We start from the raw sequence: 17,789 nt of genomic DNA on the forward strand, positions 1-17,789 counted from the left end.
TATATTCAATTCAACTTTCTTAATATCAGAAAGTGACGTTCATATATTATAGATCGTCGATGTAGCCTAACGAGCGAAGTGCACGCTCATCGTCAGCCCAACCAGACTTAACTTTAACCCAAGTCTCTAGGTAAACCTTACGACCGAATAGTTCTTCCATATCGATACGCGCTTCACGACCAATCGTTTTGATCTTCTCGCCCGCTTTACCAATTACCATCTTCTTCTGACCAGTACGTTCAACAAGAATCAAAGCATTGATGTGGAAACCATCGTTATCAGGGTTGTAATCAAAACGCTCGATTTCAACCGTTACAGAGTAAGGTAGCTCTTCGCCTGTGAATCGCATTAGTTTTTCACGGATGATTTCAGAGGCCATAAAGCGCTGTGAACGATCCGTTACGTACTCTTCAGGGAAGTGGTGCGTCGCTTTTGGTAAAGAGTTACGAACGTGCTTACGCAGTACATCGATATTCTTACCTTGTTTCGCCGAGATTGGCACAACATCAAGGAAGTCCATCTTCTTAGACACTTCCATCATGTGTTGCATCACGTCGGTACGGTCTTGAACGTTGTCTACCTTGTTAATACAAAGGACTACTGGGAAATCTGTTTTTCTCAGCTTGTTCAGTACCATTTCATCGTCGTCAGTCCAGTGAGTACCGTCAACAAGGAAAAATACTAGGTTCACATCGCTCAGTGAGCTGTTCGCCGCACGGTTCATCAAACGGTTGATTGCACGCTTTTCTTCGATGTGAAGTCCAGGAGTATCAACGTAGATCGCTTGGTAATCACCTTCAGTTTCTACGCCCATAATACGGTGGCGTGTCGTCTGAGGTTTACGTGATGTGATCGAGATTTTCTGACCCAAAATATGGTTCAGAAGCGTCGATTTACCTACGTTTGGTCGACCGACAATAGCGATGAAGCCACAGTGTTGGTTTTCCGGTAGGCCCGTTTTTTTGCTATCAGATGAAAAGAATGCATCGATATCGAAATCTTGGTTGTTATCAGACATTGCTTAGTTGCTCTAATGCTGTTTCAGCAGCCGCTTGTTCTGCCTTGCGGCGGCTAGTGCCTTTACCGATAACAGGTTTATCCACACCTGCCACTTCACACTCAACCGTAAACTCTTGGTTGTGTGCTTCACCTTTAATATTAGTCACTGTGTAGACAGGTAGAGGATTTCTTCGACCTTGCAAAAACTCTTGTAGGCGAGTTTTCGGATCTTTTTGAGATACTCCAGGCTGAATAGCATCTAGGCGAGATTGGTACCAGCTTAAAATAATGCGGCGAACAACTTCGGTATCACTATCTAAATAGACAGCACCGATAATCGCTTCCACTGCATCCGCTAGAATAGAATCACGACGGAAACCGCCACTCTTCAACTCACCTGGACCTAATTTTAAGTAATCTCCTAGTTCGAATTCACGACCTAGTTCTGCCAATGTATGACCACGTACCAATGTTGCACGCATGCGGCTCATATCACCTTCGTTTACCTTAGGAAAACGGTGGTAAAGATCATCAGCGATAACAAAACTTAAAATTGAATCGCCCAGAAACTCAAGACGTTCGTTATGTTTACCTGCGGCGCTGCGGTGAGTCAGCGCCAAGTGGATAAGATCGGCATCATTAAACTGATAGCCAATCTTTCTCTCTAGTTTATCAATTGGAGAATTCATGCTCTCTCGATGTGTTATGTGATCGATTAATGAATCCCACCGATGCGATTAAAACGCACACCAGTAGGAATCCATGTTGGAAGTATACTGTCTGAACCACGTTCGAATTCGAAGCTGATCCAAATAGCAACGGCCTTACCAACAAGGTTTGCTTCAGGGACAAAGCCCCAGTAACGGCTATCGGCACTGTTGTCACGGTTATCACCCATCACAAAGTACTGGCCTTCTGGAACGACCCACTCGTTAACACCATTGCGAGGCTGGTATGCTTGCACACGATCACGACGTAATGGGTTAACTAAAATTTGGTGTTCTACGTCTCCAAGTTGTTCATTCAGCTGAATCAGAGGCACACCATCTTGAACAAATTGGCTTTCTTCGACGTTACTTAGTTTCACTGGCTCACAGCTACTTGTACCCTTCGCTTGAATACAGATCTCTTTACGACTGCTGTAGCGAATGGTGTCACCTGGCATACCAACAACACGCTTGATGTAGTCGATATTAGGTTGAGGTGGGTACTTAAATACGATTGAATCACCACGCTCTGGCTTGCCCGTTTCTACCAGTTGAGTGCGCCATACCGGGTCTTTTAGACCATAAGCGTACTTTTCTACCAAGATGAAATCACCAACCAATAGTGTTGGCATCATCGAGCCAGATGGAATTTGAAACGGTTCATAAATAAATGAACGCAAAACCAAAACAAATGCAATTACAGGGAAAATGGACACACTGTTCTCAACCCACCAAGGCTGAGCCGTAACTTTTGCGCTGGTTGCAGCGTCTAGGCCATTCGATTGTGCTTCGACGTCAGCCAGTTTTTGTTGGCGTTTCTTCGCCCACACAAACTTTTCCAACGCCCATACAATGCCGGTCACTAGAGTTACGATCACTAAGATAAGCGAAAATGTATTAGCCATTGATATCCCTTAAATTTCATTTCTTTAAAAATAACGAAAGTGAAAGAATAGCGAGCTACTCTTCCACTTTCAATTATTCGTTTACCGTTGGATAAAGTTAATCTTTTCCAACGTGAAGGATTGCAAGGAAAGCTTCTTGAGGCAGTTCAACGTTACCGATCTGCTTCATACGCTTCTTACCTTCTTTTTGTTTCTTAAGAAGTTTCTTCTTACGACTGATATCACCACCGTAACATTTTGCGATTACGTTCTTACGCAGTTGTTTCACTGTAGAACGAGCAATGATGTGGTTACCAATCGCTGCTTGAATCGCGATATCAAACATTTGACGAGGGATGAATTCTTTCATCTTCTCTACCAGTAGACGGCCACGAGACTGAGCAATATCTTTGTGTGTAATGATCGCTAGTGCATCAACCGTTTCACCATTCAGCAGTACGTCTACACGTACCATGTTTGATGGCTCGTAACGTTGGAAGTTGTAATCCAATGATGCGTAGCCGCGAGACGTTGACTTAAGACGGTCAAAGAAGTCTAGAACCACTTCTGCCATAGGAAGGTCGTACGTCACAGCAACTTGGTTACCGTGGTAAACCATGTCTACTTGTACGCCACGCTTCTCAACACATAGTGTGATTACGTTACCTAGGTAATCCGAAGGTACCAGAATATTACAGCGTGCAATTGGCTCGCGAATTTCTTCTAGGTCATTAACCGCTGGCAGTTTAGCCGGGCTATCAACGTACAGAACCGTTTTATCTGTTTTTACAACTTCATACACTACTGTTGGTGCAGTCGTGATTAGGTCTAGGTCGTATTCACGCTCTAAACGCTCTTGGATGATCTCCATGTGAAGCATTCCTAAGAAGCCACAACGGAAACCAAAGCCAAGTGCTGCTGAACTTTCTGGTTCGTAAAACAGTGATGCATCGTTCAGGCTTAATTTGCCTAGTGCGTCACGGAAGTTTTCGTAGTCATCAGACGATACTGGGAATAGACCTGCGTATACCTGAGGCTTCACTTTTTGGAAACCAGGTAGACGTTCTGTACTGCCGCCTTTTGCAAGCGTCAACGTATCACCAACAGGTGCGCCAAGGATGTCTTTAATACCACAAACAACCCAACCAACTTCGCCAGTATTAAGTTCAGTTGTATCGATTTGCTTAGGTGTGAAAATACCTAGACGGTCAACACCCCAAACTTGGTCTGTCGACATTACTTTAATCTTGTCGTTCTTCTTCAGCTTACCGTTTTTGATACGAACCAAAGAAACAACGCCTAAGTAGTTATCGAACCAAGAGTCGATGATCAGTGCTTGTAGCGGCGCTTCTGGATCACCTTCTGGTGGTGGGATAGCAGTTACGATGTTTTCAAGAACGTCGTCAACACCGATACCGGTTTTTGCAGAACAACGAGTCGCTTCCATCGCATCGATGCCAACGATCTCTTCGATTTCTTCAGCAACACGTTCTGGTTCAGCTGCAGGTAAGTCAATCTTGTTCAAGATTGGCACTACTTCCAGTTCCATTTCGATTGCTGTGTAACAGTTTGCTAGAGTTTGTGCTTCAACACCTTGGCCAGCATCTACTACAAGTAGTGCGCCTTCACAAGCCGCTAGAGAACGAGATACTTCGTAAGAGAAATCTACGTGTCCAGGAGTGTCGATAAAGTTAAGTTGGTAAGTTTCACCATCTTTAGCTTTGTAATCTAAAGTCACACTCTGCGCTTTAATTGTAATACCACGCTCGCGTTCTATATCCATAGAATCGAGGACTTGAGCTGCCATCTCACGTTCACTTAATCCTCCACAAACTTGGATTAAGCGGTCAGAAAGGGTCGACTTACCGTGGTCGATGTGGGCGATAATCGAAAAATTACGAATGTGCTTCATAGGCTTGGTGTGACTAAACTCTTTGAATAGGGATAATAAGAAAGCCGCGACGCGTCCAATCTACAGTCAGCATTGGTGGCGGCATTTCAATCAAGTTGGCAGATTCTACCCAATTTAAGGGCAAGAAGCATCATAAATTAGACGAGAGACTCACCTAGGATTCGAATCAAGACGACTTCTTGCTTGGATTTGTCTTCCATAGGTTTGGCTAACCGCTTCGCTAAGGCAATCCCACCAGCTGTAAACAGTGCTGCACTTAAGATAACAATGCCCTCGCCCCCTTGGAGTAAGGGTTGTAACAAGATTTGTCCAAAACCAGCACCAATCATCAACATGAAAAGTGGGATGAGATAAACAATCGCCGCCGACTGAAGTAGGCTTTTTTCTGGAAAGCCAATTTCTACGATTTGTCCTGCTTTAACTAAGCTTTTGGTTTTAAGCTGCCAAAACAAAGATTTATTACCAACAGCCTTAGTCACAATGCCCGTACCGCAGCTTTTTTGAGAAGAGCAACTGCTACAACTGGTTTGTTGTTCGCAGCTCAGTTGAACAAAGTATTGCTTACCTTTTTGTTCAACCGAGCTAACGGTCGCTAACGCGGTCATCATTGCGCTTGTACCGATTTATTGAATGTAACTGACTGAGCAATACGTTTTGCAGTTGCTGGCGGAATATCACCAACCACAGAGATTTCTTTGTCGCCAATCACTAAGCTGTGCAAGGTTCTGCGCCCTTGGCGTACCAATTGCCCTTTCAATGAATGTTCGTCTTTTTCAGCGATATAAACCGAAAAGCTAAACAATCCATCACTGAAAAGCTGACTTTCAACCATTTTATCGGTCGCAGCCATTTGATAGCGACTAAGCTCTTTTGACTTAAACCCTTCAGGAATCCAAGAGGCTTGCCAGTTGGTTTCACTCACTAAGCCTTCCGGTAATGATAAAACTTTCGGCAATTGAGCTTGGTTCAAGCCACCCATCGCCTCAGCAATCTTATCGTTCACCACGTAAGAGATGGTGCGGTACTGTTCAAGCACTTCGCCATCACGGTCCAAAAGGTCGGCACGCAAAGGAAGACTCGTTTTTTCGTCTACCCAAACCACGTAAGAATAGCGAAGGCCGTCTTTCGGCACGACACGTAGCACTTGAGTGGTGCTGCCCGCTTCACGAGAGCGCCCAACTTTCACAAAGTCGTAGTACTGATTTAGGGACTCAATATCTCGATTAATCATCGGAATAACAGGTGCAACCATGCTGCCTGACTGAATCGTAAATGGCTCGGTACCCGGTTCGATGTAGCTAACTTCGTTACCACGTCGAATGACTTCACGAACAGGGCCACTTAGGTAAACAAGGTGTGCAAGCTGTTGGTCGTCTTTAACCGCATGGCGATAAACAAGAGGTTCAATACTGCTCTTCTTTATCAAAATGTAGGAGAGTTCGTAATTTAGATGCTGACTGGCCTCGTTCATTTGATGCAACAAGGCCTTTGCAGTGGTTTCCTCTGCAAAGGCTGTTGGAGACATCAAGCTGAACAGTGTCAGTGCACTGACCAGGATTTTCTTCATTCAATGTCCGATTCTAGATGTGCATCTTGCATTGGCGATGCATCACTGTTTAATCTTAGCTGCAGCTCATAATCTTCTAGCATTGCATGAACGCGTTTGCGCTGCTCTTGCAAGTTAGCTTCAGATGCTGGCTTCTCAACAGAGTCACGCGTTAAGCTTACAGGTTCTGCAGAACCGGCAAATGGAATTGTCTGGAGTACAGGCAACTGCTCTGGTGCTGCAGGGTCGCTACCACCATATTGTTGAACACCTAATACAACCGCTAATGAAACACACGCTGCCACGGCAACTTGTCCAAACTGTTGTAACCAAGCCGGAAGCTGGCGCTTCGCTTTTTGAGGTTTAGGTTGCTCTTCAATTGGAGTAACAGTAGGTTCAACATTCACTTGGTGCAGGCTCGACATTGAACCATGTGCAGGCTCGTTCTCAAGCGCTGCCGAGACACTATTAGCAATGTTCCACTCTGGAGTTTCTGGCGCATCCCCACGCATAACATCACCAATTAAATGGTAACTCTGCCAGGTATCCATGCTTTCTTGATCGGATTCGAGATCTACAATGAGAGCTTTATCGATCGTTTCACCATCCATGAGTGCCGAAAGCTTTTCTTTATCAGCCATTATTTTCACCATAATTATTACAAGTTCTAGCGTTGCAAAAGAGGTTTAATTTTCTTTTCCACCGCTTCACGAGCTCGGAAAATACGCGAACGTACGGTTCCTACAGGGCAATCCATTACTTCTGCAATTTCTTCGTAGCTCAAACCTTCGAGCTCTCGCAATGTCATTGCAGTTTTTAAGTCTTCTGGTAGCGCTTCAATCGCTCCAAAAACGACTTGTTTCAATTCTTTTGACAGCGTTAAGTTCTCAGGGTTCGATATTTCTTTTAACGCGCTGCCTGTTTCGTAATATTCTGCATCTTCTGCATCTACATCTGTTGCTGGCGGCCTACGGCTTTGGGCAACGATATGATTTTTAGCGGTGTTCACGGCAATTCGGTACAACCATGTATAGAAGGCACTCTCGCCACGAAAGTTAGGTATCGCGCGGTAAGCTTTAATAAACGCTTCTTGTGCTACATCAGGTACATCACCGGAATTATTCACGTATCGAGAGATAAGATTACAAACTTTGTTTTGATACTTAACCACTAGTAAGTTAAATGCCTGCTTATCTCCACTCTGAACTCGCTCAATCAACACTTGATCGGTTAGCTGCTCGTTCATTCGAGCGGGTACTCCTATTGTTATAACCCTCACCTTCACAGATATGGGTACTAATTATGCGAAATGTAGTATTGACACCACCGTCTACAAGAGCACTATTGTGACTAAGCCAAATACCGAAAGTTCCAACTTTCTTAAAATTATTTGCCATTATTGTTTCACAATGTGATGTAATAAAAATAGCTATCCCTATCAATTTGGGGAAACTTGAGCAAAAGCAATGGTATTGAGCAATTAAATATTTCTAGATAGCTGTCTATATATTGATTTTGCATAGCGTTTAAGGATGACTCTGGAGAGATTATAACAGTCTTACCCAAACTCCTAAAACAAGACAAAGTCAATTGAGAGTGGACAACTCGACTATAGCCCGGGATTTAATAAGTTTTATGAACGCAAACCGTGAACATCAGTGTGATGTATTAGTGGTAGGAAGTGGTGCGGCAGGCTTGTCATTAGCCTTACGCGTAGCAGAACATGCAAAAGTAATTGTATTAAGCAAAGGACCACGCAGCGAAGGATCGACGTATTACGCACAAGGTGGTATCGCCGCGGTGTTCGATGAGTCGGACAGTATTGAGTCTCATGTAGAGGATACTCAAATAGCTGGGGCTGGGTTATGCGAAGAAGATACAGTTCAATTCATTGCTGAAAATGCTAAAGAGTGTGTGCAATGGCTGATTGATGGTGGTGTTCCATTTGATAAAGATGAGAACAGCACAGAAGGCCAACCAAAATATCACCTCACTCGTGAGGGTGGCCACAGTCACCGCAGGATTCTGCACGCTGCCGATGCAACTGGCATGGCGATGCAAACCTCACTACAAGATAACGTCAACAACCACCCAAATATCGAGATCTTCGAGCGCCACAATGCGCTGGATTTGATCACTGAAGATAAGGTTGGTGGTTCAAAAGACAAGGTTATTGGTGCCTACATTTGGAACCGTAACCAAGAACACGTTGAAACCGTGCGCGCTAAATTTGTTGTACTAGCAACTGGCGGCGCTTCAAAGGTTTACCAGTACACCTCAAACCCAGATGTTTCTTCAGGTGATGGTATTGCTATCGCTTGGCGTGCGGGTTGCCGTGTAGCCAACCTTGAGTTCAACCAGTTCCACCCAACTTGCTTGTTCCACCCAGAAGCGCGTAACTTCCTACTGACGGAAGCACTACGTGGTGAAGGTGCCTACCTGCGTCGTCCAGACGGTTCTCGCTTCATGAAGGACTTCGATGAGCGCGGTGAACTGGCGCCACGTGATGTGGTTGCTCGTGCGATTGACTTCGAAATGAAGCGTTTAGGTGCCGACTGCATGTATGTTGATATCAGCCACAAACCTGAAGAGTTCATCACAGCGCACTTCCCAATGATCCATACTCGCTTGATGGACTTGGGCATCGATATGACCAAAGAGCCGATCCCTATCGTGCCAGCCGCTCACTACACGTGTGGTGGTGTGATGGTGAATAAACAGGGCCAAACCGACCTGACTAACTTGTATGCGATTGGCGAAGTGAGCTACACCGGCTTACACGGTGCAAACCGTATGGCTTCTAACTCATTGCTTGAGTGTGTGGTTTACGCATGGGCAGCAGCAAAAGATATCGTTGAGAACATCGACCAATCTCAACTGTGTGCAGAACTGCCAGCATGGGATGAAAGCCAAGTCACCAACAGTGATGAAGAAGTTATCATTCAACACAACTGGCACGAACTTCGCCTGTTCATGTGGGATTACATGGGTATTGTTCGAACGGATAAACGACTAGAGCGTGCATTGCGTCGTATTCAGATGCTGCAACAAGAAACTCATGAGTACTACAGCTACTTCAAGGTTTCAAATAACCTATTAGAACTGCGTAACTTGCTACAGGTAGCAGAGCTAATGGTTCGCTGTGCAATGCAACGCAAAGAAAGCCGCGGCCTTCACTACACGTTGGATTACCCTGAGCTCGCTAAAGACAGTGGCCCAACGATTTTGACACCCGAGAAAAACCAGTCTTAATTTTTGGTTAAACGTGATTAACGAATTAGTCGCCAGAGAAAAGTAATTAAATGAAGGGAGCCGAGAGCTCCCTTTTCTTTTATCTAGTACTTTCTTTCATCGAATAATTTAGCTTATCTAGCGTGCTCGTTGTAAGTTCACCAGAAAGTTACGATATTCACGTTCGCAACAGCTGTCCCGCCAAAGCAGTACCGAATATCCACATTCAAACTGCAATTTAACGAAGAACTGCGCCCAGATCCGATCAACGGACTTGAGTCGGTAAGTTCGGTCATTGAGTCGAATATCACCATCCTCTTTGTAATCAAAACGTCCATGAGCACTGTTTAACATCATATGGTTGTTTCTGAACAAACGGATCATCAAAGCTAAGCAGTAAAGGCTGGCGGTAAGTGGAATAGAAGACAGGACGATGAAAAACAAAAGGCACCCAAAAATAGTGCCTTTTGCAAATAATGCGGAATATGAAGGGTTAAGCTGAAGCCTAACGAACCTTGCTGAGGTTATGCGCGACAATTTTATCAACCATTGATGCATGACCTAGGTTTTCACTGCGCCCGTGTCCCATCACCCAAGTAAACAAATCTGGGTCATCACACTCTAATAGAGAAACAAACTCGCGCTGTTCCTGCTCTTGCAATGAATCAAAACACTCTTCGAAAAATGGCATGATGACTACATCAAGTTCTAACATGCCGCGACGGCAACCCCATTTAATTCGTGCTTTCTGCTCTGCAGTGTACATTGGCTATCCTCACCTATAATTTTTCTTTCTCGGAGTGTAACAAGTCATACGCTCTGCAACTACTATGTGAGTCACAGTCCCTATCTAAGCTCACAAAAAAACCTAGGCTGACAAAGAAACAGAACCGGATTAACATAGAGCCAAATAAAATTCTTAGGAAAGATAAAATGGATTGGAAAAACACATTTCAGCCGCACGCTCATACGCAAAATGACTCGCTTCCAGGACTGATGATGACACACGTGTCAGATTGGAGCGCTATTACCATGGTAGGCGATGACAAAAAATCGTACCTGCAAGGTCAAGTAACGTGCGACGTCGTGACTCTTCCTAATGATGAATCCACATTAGGCGCACACTGTGATGCAAAAGGAAAGGTATGGAGTATCTTCCGTTTGTTCCATCACAACGGTGGCTACGCACTCATGCAACCTAAATCTGCGATTGAAGTAGAGCTGGTCGAAATCAAAAAATACGCCGTATTCTCTAAGGTTGATATTGAGCAAACGACAGATGTTGTTATCGGTGTGATGGGTGTGTCTGCTAATCAATACATTGCTTCTATTTCAGAAAGCCAAGGTAATGTACGTGCTATCTCTGGTGGCACAGCAGTTCAAGTCTCTGACAACCGTTGGGCTCTACTTGTTACGCAAGAAGCAGCCGAAGCCTTGCTATCAAACAGCACAGCAGAAAAAGTATCGGAAGCGCTTTGGCAGTATCATGAAATTCTTGATGCTCAACCGAACCTATCAAAAGCAGAGCAAAACGAACACATTCCTCAAGCACTTAACCTGCAAGCAATTGGCGGTATCAGCTTTTCAAAAGGCTGCTACACAGGTCAAGAAACGGTTGCTCGTGCTAAGTACCGTGGCATGAACAAGCGTGAGATGCGCATTGTTTCTGGAACGACTTCAGATGTACTGTCTCTTGAGAATACGATTGAACTAGAACGCAGCGTGGGTGAAAACTGGCGTGGTGCAGGCCGACTATTAAACGTCTATCAATTTACTGATAATCAGGCGATTGGTTTGATGGTGTTGCCAAACAACCTTGATGACGATGTTCAACTTCGATTGACTGCGCAACCTGACCAAATATGGAACATTCTGCCACTGCCTTACAGCCTTGACGAAGAGTAGCCACGTGGAAACACTGATTACACAATGGTTAGATCAACAGCAGGTGGACTACCGCCTGTTGATGCAAAGCAAACCAACCACCAGCATCGAAGAAACAGCGCAAGAACGAGGCATCGATGCCTCTCAAATGGTCAAGTGCATCCTACTCAAGGATATGGGAAACCAGTATGCGTTGGCTTGTATTGCAGGTGATCGCTCTGTCGACCCTAAGAAAGTACGCTCGGTACTGAATTGCCGCCGAATGACCTGCGTATCACTGAAAGATGTTGAATCCATCACTGGCTTTAAAGCTGGGTGTGTTGGGCCGCTTGCTCTGAAGAGACACATGCCGATCATTTTTGATCCTTCTCTGCAGAACAACGCATTCGTGACGATCAGCTCTGGCGATCGAATGGCTGGCGTCGCACTGGATCTCGATGATCTTATGGCGCTATGTGCACCGACCGTCGCTGACATCTGTCGATGATCGTTCGAACGCATCATGCTTCGCAAACTTCATTTAAATATTTCATTGAGTACATTTTTAGTGTGAGGTTCGTCATAAGAAGAACACATCATTATTAAATAGTTAATCAAAATAAAAGCATAAGTAGTCACGAGGTTAAATCTGCGTTATTGTAAATTTACTGACTAGCTACTAAGCAAATCAGTACAAGTGAATCCACTGAGTAACATCAGTATCCACTTTTGTGTAATGCATCTGTGACTATTCGCCCGTTTTAGACGGGCTTTTTTTTGTCCGAAATTTACAATTTGATTACACAAACAAAAAAATCCCGCCTATTCTTATACTTGTAACATTATCACTGCTTAATACCGAACAGGAAAGTTCACGGCAGTTCACTACTCAGTATTATTTTGGGGAGGAGCTCACGTAAAAATAGATATTTACTGAAGAAAGTGCTTAGAACAGCACAAATATCTAATTAACGTCAACTCTACTGCATATTACTCCATGCTTATCACAATTATTATCTCGGAGTTTTTCTATAATATGCAGGCTAGGTAAATATAAGGATAATTAAGAATGAGACTGTTTAAGCGCTATACACCGAGTATGATAGCTAAACATGTAAGTCGACTTTTCAAAGGACGAATCTACATTTACGGCGTAGGAAAATTTGAATTTGATAATGGTAAGCTAGTGCTGCCAGACCGAGCAGAAAAGCGTCATTTTCAAACAGTGAAAGAAATAAATAGTGAAATCATGAAACTGCGCTGCGCGTACGCATGACCTGACTATCTACAGAATTAAAAACAAAAAGGGTTGGCATAATGCCAACCCTTTTTTCGTATCAATTTTCGTATCAATGATGATTCGATAAATCACCAGAACACGATGTCACTATCGATGAGCCACAGGACGCTTAGCTAAGTCAGGAAGATTGCCTGACAAGCCCAATGCGCGCTTCATGATCTCATCTTTCGCACCCGGTAATTGGCCCGCTAGCTTCATACCGATACCACGAATCAGCTTCTTAGCCGGGTTATCGCCTTCAAACAGATCTTTAAAGCCTTGCATTGAAGCAATCATCTTCGCCGCTTCTGCTTTTCTCCAGCGCTCATAACCGCGTAGGTTACGCTTGGTACCAATGTCCTCACCTGCAGACCATAGCTTTAACAGCTCTTGCGCTAAGCTTGCTGCGTCTAATAGGCCAAGGTTCACGCCCTGCCCTGCTAATGGGTGAATGGTATGAGCAGCATCACCAACCAAAGCCACACGCTCTACCGCAAAGTCACGCGCATAACGCATGCGCAATGGGAAGGCAAAACGGTCACCAACCACTTCGCATAATCCAAGCTTCGAGTCGAACTCTGCCGTTAGCTGCTTATTAAAATCAGCATCCGACATGGATACCAGCTTCTCGGCACGGTTTGGTTCCGTAGACCAAACAATCGAGCTCATGTTGCTTGGTTGCATTGGTAAGAATGCCAACGGACCTTGAGGTGTGAATATTTGACGAGCAACGCTGTGGTGCGGCTCTGTGGTTTTGATGTTCGCGACAATCGCACTGTGTCCGTAATCCCAATGTGTTAATGGGATATCTTGCTGTTTACGAACCCAAGAGTTTGCGCCGTCCGCTCCAACAACTAACTTAGCTGTCAGTGCTTGACCATTGTCCAATGTTAACCAGGCTTCACTTTCACCAATCGCCATCGTTTTGCACGTTGCGGGCATGTACAGGCTGACATTGCCTTGCTTCTTAACCTGATCAAGCAGTGCTAGTTGAATCACACGGTTTTCAACGATATGACCAAGATTAGGCTGAGCCAAGCGTGTCGAGTCAAACTCAATACGAGCAAAGCTGTCTTGCTCCCACACTTCCATCGCTTGATACGGTGCAGCTCGTCTTTGTTCGATACCTTGCCATGCACCTAGGTTACGAAGAATCACTTCACTAGAACGACTCAACGCGGACACACGTACGTCAGGCAATTCACTAAGCCCCTCGCTGGGAGTTCTGCCTTCAATGATAGCAATTCTTAAGTCACTGTCTTTCAGGGCAGCAGCGAGCGCTAGGCCAACCATGCCACCACCAACAATCGCGATATCAACACTTTGCATCATTAATTATTACCTTATCTTTCTACTAGGCCAAGCGTATGACGCAAAAGTGGACCTTTAAGTGGTGGAAGGTTATCTATTACGGCTAACCCAAGATTACGCCCAATGCGAGCGGTCATAAAATCGTTTGAGAACAGATGAACTAGGCTTGAAGTCAGCGTGATCGTTGCATCTCTGTCTTGTTCTCTACGCTTTCTAAAGTTAACAAGACCACGGTAACGACCCACATCATCCAGTTGGTTACATAACTCTTCCGCCAAGGAAGCCACATCTCGAATACCTAGGTTAAAGCCTTGCCCTGCAATTGGGTGAAGCGTTTGAGCGGCATTACCAACAATGGCAAATCGATGAGAGATATTCTGCTGGCGATGACGAAGAATTAATGGGTAACTCGCACGCTTGCCGACTTTTTCTAATCGACCCAATCGCCAACCAAAATCTTTCTGCAGTTGCTCAAGAAATTCATTATCGCTTAAAGCGGTGACTTGCTGCGCTTGCTCTGGTGGAAGGCACCAAACCAGAGACAAACGGTTACCACTCATAGGTAGTAGAGCAACTGGCCCATGATGAGTAAAACGCTCAAACGCACGACCTTGATGAGGTTCACTCGCCATGATATTGGCAATCACAGCGACCTGTTCAAAGTCATGTTCAGTCAATGGGATATTGAGTTGCTGACAACAGGTTGAGATTGCACCGTCAGCCGCAACCAGTAACTTAGTCGTTATGGTTTGCCCACTGTTGAGGTCAATAGTCGTCAGTGATTCACTTCGTTCGACTTTCGCTACCGAATCCGGGCAAAGCATCGTAATGGTCGCTTCTGATTCAAGTTTCTGTTGATAGATTCGACCCACATCTGCCAACTCGACCACGTAGCCAAGCGCATCTACAGCAAGCTCTTCACTGTAGATGTCTGTCATTCCGGCATGCCCACGATCCGATACATGGATATCTTTAATCGGGGTCGCTACCGGAGCGATAGATTGCCACAAGCGCAATGAATCTAGAATCTGTACCGTGCCATAAGACAAAGCGATCGAACGAGAATCAAAACCAGGGTGAGCTTGATGATCAACCTGATAAGGCTCAACGACCGCAATCGACAACGAACCTTGGCTTAGGTGATTCAGAGCAAGGGCTAAGGTTGCCCCTGCCATTGCGCCACCAGCAATTACAACATCATACTGAGCCATCATAACCTCAAACCGGCCAACGAATTAATGAATGGTAGGCGCCGCATCTTCAGATGGGCGAGCACCAAATTCCGCATGAATCGTTAGTGCACACGCTTTTACATGCTCAATAACGTGTTCTAGAAGCTGCGCTTGCTCTTCCATATCATCTTCTTCATCAATGCCTAGCTTTGCCATCTCTTCAAGATCAGCTAGTGCTTCTTTAGCGCTGTCAGACGCTTTGTTCAATTGAGCGCCAACCAAGCCTAAACCAGAAATGAAATGGTTAATCCAATCAGACACACCATCAGCAAGATCAAACACGCTCGCGCTTGCATCTTCATCCGGCAGTAACATAGATAATTCCATGCCTGAGCCTGTGATTTCACTGGTTGTGACTTTCAGTGTTGCTTCCGCTAGCGTTAGCGCGCGATCTGGCCAACCCATGCCTTCATTGGTGTAATCGAAGATCAGTGGTTGCCAACTTTTATCTGCGAGGCTTAAGCCTCCGCTTAACATACCCGTTAATAAACCGTGCATCTCAGCAGGGGTTACGGCTAGACTTGCCGATTGAAGTTCAGTCGCAACCGTTAGGTAGTCAGGTAAAGTAGTTTCGCTCATCAGATAGCTCGCTCAGTTATTCTTTATATCGATAGTATAATCGTACCACTTCACCCCAATTCTGGTAAGCGTCGATCCCTAGCAATTGAAGGATGACTGACTACCAATTGTTCAATTTGCTGAATTACTGTGTGCTCAAGCTCTCATTTACAAACAGTCACTCTGAAAAGCTTGAATCTTAATAGCGGTTTACCTATAGTTTCTCCCTCAGAGGAGATTGCTTCCTCATCGGTACTTGCACTTTTTCTTTTTCAAAAAATGGCGAAGGGCAACAGCCTTAAAATAGCGCGTTAAAGAGTTCATCCATCATGAGTAATCAAGCGGTAGACGTTGAAATATTAGGAAAACTGACTCGAGTGAATTGTCCACCAGGGCAAGAAGAGTCATTGATTGCAGCGGCGGCCGATCTTGATAATCGATTGAAAGAGATGGCTGAACGTACTAAAGTAACCAATGAAGTGAAGCTGCTGACTATCGCAGCTCTGAATATTTGCTATGAATTGCAAACCAAGAAGTTTGAAGCAAATGATGAACAAAACGCACTGACCGAGCGAATGGAACAGCTCACGACATCACTTTCAGATGTCCTCAGTAAAGTTAAGCACGGACAGCAATAGCGTACACAAAATTTACCCTGGAGTGTTTGTCAGAGGATTCACGTCCCCGAGCCGATAAGCAATCCCTAAGGGTTAGTACTTGAGTGCTATTGAGCATGCTCGGTCCGCCGAGAAGCCTACGGTAATCATTGCTGATCCGCCTTGAACTCGCTGGTTCAAGGGCCATCTATTCTCAACGGCACTTTGGGGTATCCCTTCTTATGAAGACGCTCACACGCAGCGAATTTCGCAAACAGATCCGTATTAAACGCAATGCCTTGTCTGGCGAACAACAAACTCAATCCGGTATAGACTTAGTTAAGCAGTGTATGCAGCTTGATGAAATCCAGTCTGCTCAGCATATTGCACTTTATATCTCTATCGATGGTGAACTCGATACCCAGCCTTTAATCGAATGGTTATGGGCGCAAGATAAGCAAACTTATTTACCAGTATTACACCCCTTCTCTGCCGGACAGCTTCTGTTTCTGCACTACTCGCCAAAAACACCGACGGTCTTGAATAAGTACGGTATTGTCGAACCTCAGCTCAATCAGATGCTGGTTAAACCCTGCCAACAACTTGATCTTATTCTCACACCATTGGTGGGCTTTGACTCTCATGGCCATCGTTTAGGTATGGGCGGCGGATATTACGATCGCACCCTGGCGAAGTGGTTCGAGACGGGGGAAGGCGCAACTCCTATTGGTTTGGCCCATGATTGCCAACATGTTGATACCCTACCGATTGAAGAATGGGACATTCCGTTACCTAAAATCGTGACTCCGAGTAAAACTTGGCAATGGGAAAACAACCATTAAAGCGCTATAATCGCGCCGCAAACGTTAACCTTGATATATAAACGTTAACTTCAATACGCGAACGATTAATTCAAAGCGCAAGACCTTATTCAGGAGAATGGCATGACTCAAGATGAAATGAAAAAAGCAGCTGGCTGGGCAGCACTTCAATATGTTGAAGAAGGCAGCATTGTAGGTGTAGGTACTGGCTCTACAGTAAATCACTTCATCGACGCACTTGGCACAATGAAAGACAAAATCAAAGGTGCGGTTTCAAGCTCTGTAGCCTCTACTGAAAAACTAGAAGCACTAGAAATCAAAGTATTTGAGTGCAATGACGTATTCAAACTAGACATCTATGTTGATGGCGCAGACGAAATTAACGCTTCACGCGATATGATCAAAGGCGGCGGCGCTGCTTTGACTCGTGAAAAAATCGTAGCGGCTATCTCTGATAAGTTTGTGTGTATTGTTGACGGTACTAAAGCAGTTGATGTGTTGGGTAAATTCCCACTGCCTGTTGAAGTAATCCCAATGGCACGTTCATACGTGGCACGTGAACTGGTTAAGCTTGGTGGTGACCCAGTTTACCGCGAAGGCTGCACAACCGATAACGGCAACGTGATCCTAGATGTGTACGGCATGGCGATCGAAAACCCGAAACAACTAGAAGATATCATCAATGGTATTGCTGGCGTGGTGACGGTTGGCCTGTTTGCTCACCGTGGCGCCGATGTGGTTATCACCGGCACGCCTGAAGGTGCAAAAATCGAAGAATAAATAATAGAAGATTGAGTTTTTCTGTTACTTCATTACATACGGTGCCCTAGGGCGCCGTTTTTTTTGCTTT

Annotated in this window: 20 protein-coding genes and 1 other RNA gene; 8 read left to right on the forward strand and 13 right to left on the reverse strand. The window is 44.9% G+C overall.

The annotated features are described in order from the left end of the window. Positions 1 to 46: 46 nt before the first annotated feature. From era to rpoE, 8 genes are all read right to left on the reverse strand, one after another. The gene (gene era / locus ITG09_13725; GenBank protein ID UPR51735.1) at positions 47 to 1,018 is read right to left on the reverse strand and encodes a GTPase Era; all 972 of its coding nucleotides are present in this window, start codon (positions 1,016 to 1,018) and stop codon (positions 47 to 49) included. After that, positions 1,011 to 1,688, reverse strand: coding sequence for a ribonuclease III (rnc, locus tag ITG09_13730; protein ID UPR51736.1), 678 nt, complete (start codon positions 1,686 to 1,688; stop codon positions 1,011 to 1,013). Before rnc ends, era begins: the two co-directional genes overlap by 8 nt. A 26-nt stretch (positions 1,689 to 1,714) precedes the next feature. Beyond that, on the reverse strand, positions 1,715 to 2,611 hold the full coding sequence (lepB, locus tag ITG09_13735) for a signal peptidase I (GenBank protein UPR51737.1): 897 nt from the start codon (positions 2,609 to 2,611) through the stop codon (positions 1,715 to 1,717). Between the two features lie 97 nt (positions 2,612 to 2,708). Next, a complete protein-coding gene (lepA, locus tag ITG09_13740; GenBank protein UPR51738.1) occupies positions 2,709 to 4,502 on the reverse strand; it encodes an elongation factor 4 in 1,794 nt (597 codons plus the stop codon). 137 nt (positions 4,503 to 4,639) lie between these two features. Continuing rightward, positions 4,640 to 5,110, reverse strand: a complete 471-nt coding sequence (locus ITG09_13745) for a SoxR reducing system RseC family protein (protein ID UPR51739.1) — start codon at positions 5,108 to 5,110, stop codon at positions 4,640 to 4,642. After that, positions 5,107 to 6,069, reverse strand: a complete 963-nt coding sequence (gene rseB / locus ITG09_13750; protein UPR51740.1) for a sigma-E factor regulatory protein RseB — start codon at positions 6,067 to 6,069, stop codon at positions 5,107 to 5,109. Before rseB ends, ITG09_13745 begins: the two co-directional genes overlap by 4 nt. After that, the gene (locus ITG09_13755) at positions 6,066 to 6,689 is read right to left on the reverse strand and encodes a sigma-E factor negative regulatory protein (protein UPR51741.1); all 624 of its coding nucleotides are present in this window, start codon (positions 6,687 to 6,689) and stop codon (positions 6,066 to 6,068) included. Before ITG09_13755 ends, rseB begins: the two co-directional genes overlap by 4 nt. Positions 6,690 to 6,715: 26 nt before the next feature. Continuing rightward, positions 6,716 to 7,294: an RNA polymerase sigma factor RpoE gene (rpoE, locus tag ITG09_13760; protein UPR51742.1), complete on the reverse strand. Its 579-nt coding sequence runs from the start codon at positions 7,292 to 7,294 to the stop codon at positions 6,716 to 6,718. 389 nt (positions 7,295 to 7,683) lie between these two features. On the opposite strand from rpoE, the gene nadB reads away from it, so the two are divergent. After that, on the forward strand, positions 7,684 to 9,300 hold the full coding sequence (nadB, locus tag ITG09_13765; GenBank protein UPR51743.1) for an L-aspartate oxidase: 1,617 nt from the start codon (positions 7,684 to 7,686) through the stop codon (positions 9,298 to 9,300). A gap of 117 nt (positions 9,301 to 9,417) precedes the next feature. On the opposite strand, the gene ITG09_13770 is transcribed toward nadB, so the two are convergent. Both ITG09_13770 and ITG09_13775 read right to left on the reverse strand, forming a co-directional pair. Beyond that, positions 9,418 to 9,663 (reverse strand): hypothetical protein, encoded by a 246-nt coding sequence (locus tag ITG09_13770; protein UPR53649.1) that lies wholly within the window; start codon positions 9,661 to 9,663, stop codon positions 9,418 to 9,420. 121 nt (positions 9,664 to 9,784) lie between these two features. After that, the gene (locus tag ITG09_13775) at positions 9,785 to 10,045 is read right to left on the reverse strand and encodes a succinate dehydrogenase assembly factor 2 (GenBank protein UPR51744.1); all 261 of its coding nucleotides are present in this window, start codon (positions 10,043 to 10,045) and stop codon (positions 9,785 to 9,787) included. 167 nt (positions 10,046 to 10,212) lie between these two features. On the opposite strand from ITG09_13775, the gene ygfZ reads away from it, so the two are divergent. The 3 genes from ygfZ to ITG09_13790 all read left to right on the forward strand — a co-directional run bounded on the left by ygfZ (position 10,213) and on the right by ITG09_13790 (position 12,418). Further along, positions 10,213 to 11,184 carry a tRNA-modifying protein YgfZ gene (gene ygfZ / locus ITG09_13780; protein UPR51745.1) on the forward strand — a complete coding sequence of 324 codons (972 nt, stop codon included), beginning with the start codon at positions 10,213 to 10,215 and terminating at the stop codon, positions 11,182 to 11,184. A gap of 4 nt (positions 11,185 to 11,188) precedes the next feature. Next, on the forward strand, positions 11,189 to 11,650 hold the full coding sequence (locus ITG09_13785) for a YbaK/EbsC family protein (GenBank protein UPR51746.1): 462 nt from the start codon (positions 11,189 to 11,191) through the stop codon (positions 11,648 to 11,650). 561 nt (positions 11,651 to 12,211) lie between these two features. Beyond that, entirely contained in the window at positions 12,212 to 12,418 is a 207-nt protein-coding gene (locus tag ITG09_13790) for a DUF1107 domain-containing protein (GenBank protein UPR51747.1), read from the forward strand. Positions 12,419 to 12,529: 111 nt separating this feature from the next. Here the strand turns inward: ITG09_13790 and ITG09_13795 are convergent, their stop codons facing one another. The 3 genes from ITG09_13795 to ITG09_13805 are packed head-to-tail and all read right to left on the reverse strand — an operon-like array spanning position 12,530 to position 15,543. Next, positions 12,530 to 13,753 carry an FAD-dependent 2-octaprenylphenol hydroxylase gene (locus ITG09_13795; protein ID UPR51748.1) on the reverse strand — a complete coding sequence of 408 codons (1,224 nt, stop codon included), beginning with the start codon at positions 13,751 to 13,753 and terminating at the stop codon, positions 12,530 to 12,532. An 11-nt stretch (positions 13,754 to 13,764) separates the two neighbouring features. Then, positions 13,765 to 14,943 (reverse strand): 2-octaprenyl-6-methoxyphenyl hydroxylase, encoded by a 1,179-nt coding sequence (gene ubiH, locus ITG09_13800; GenBank protein ID UPR53650.1) that lies wholly within the window; start codon positions 14,941 to 14,943, stop codon positions 13,765 to 13,767. 24 nt (positions 14,944 to 14,967) lie between these two features. Continuing rightward, on the reverse strand, positions 14,968 to 15,543 hold the full coding sequence (locus tag ITG09_13805; GenBank protein UPR51749.1) for a YecA family protein: 576 nt from the start codon (positions 15,541 to 15,543) through the stop codon (positions 14,968 to 14,970). Positions 15,544 to 15,851: 308 nt separating this feature from the next. Between ITG09_13805 and zapA the strand changes: the two genes are divergently transcribed. The 4 genes from zapA to rpiA all read left to right on the forward strand — a co-directional run bounded on the left by zapA (position 15,852) and on the right by rpiA (position 17,719). Then, positions 15,852 to 16,160 (forward strand): cell division protein ZapA, encoded by a 309-nt coding sequence (gene zapA / locus ITG09_13810; GenBank protein UPR51750.1) that lies wholly within the window; start codon positions 15,852 to 15,854, stop codon positions 16,158 to 16,160. A gap of 11 nt (positions 16,161 to 16,171) precedes the next feature. Beyond that, positions 16,172 to 16,354, forward strand: a non-coding RNA gene (gene ssrS / locus ITG09_13815) — 6S RNA. 6 nt (positions 16,355 to 16,360) lie between these two features. Further along, positions 16,361 to 16,960, forward strand: a complete 600-nt coding sequence (locus ITG09_13820; protein UPR51751.1) for a 5-formyltetrahydrofolate cyclo-ligase — start codon at positions 16,361 to 16,363, stop codon at positions 16,958 to 16,960. Between the two features lie 102 nt (positions 16,961 to 17,062). Further along, complete coding sequence (gene rpiA, locus ITG09_13825; protein ID UPR51752.1) at positions 17,063 to 17,719, forward strand: ribose-5-phosphate isomerase RpiA; 657 nt, start codon at positions 17,063 to 17,065, stop codon at positions 17,717 to 17,719. Positions 17,720 to 17,789: the final 70 nt, after the last annotated feature.

The organism is Vibrio cyclitrophicus (genome assembly GCA_023206055.1).
GTDB lineage: Bacteria > Pseudomonadota > Gammaproteobacteria > Enterobacterales > Vibrionaceae > Vibrio > Vibrio cyclitrophicus_A.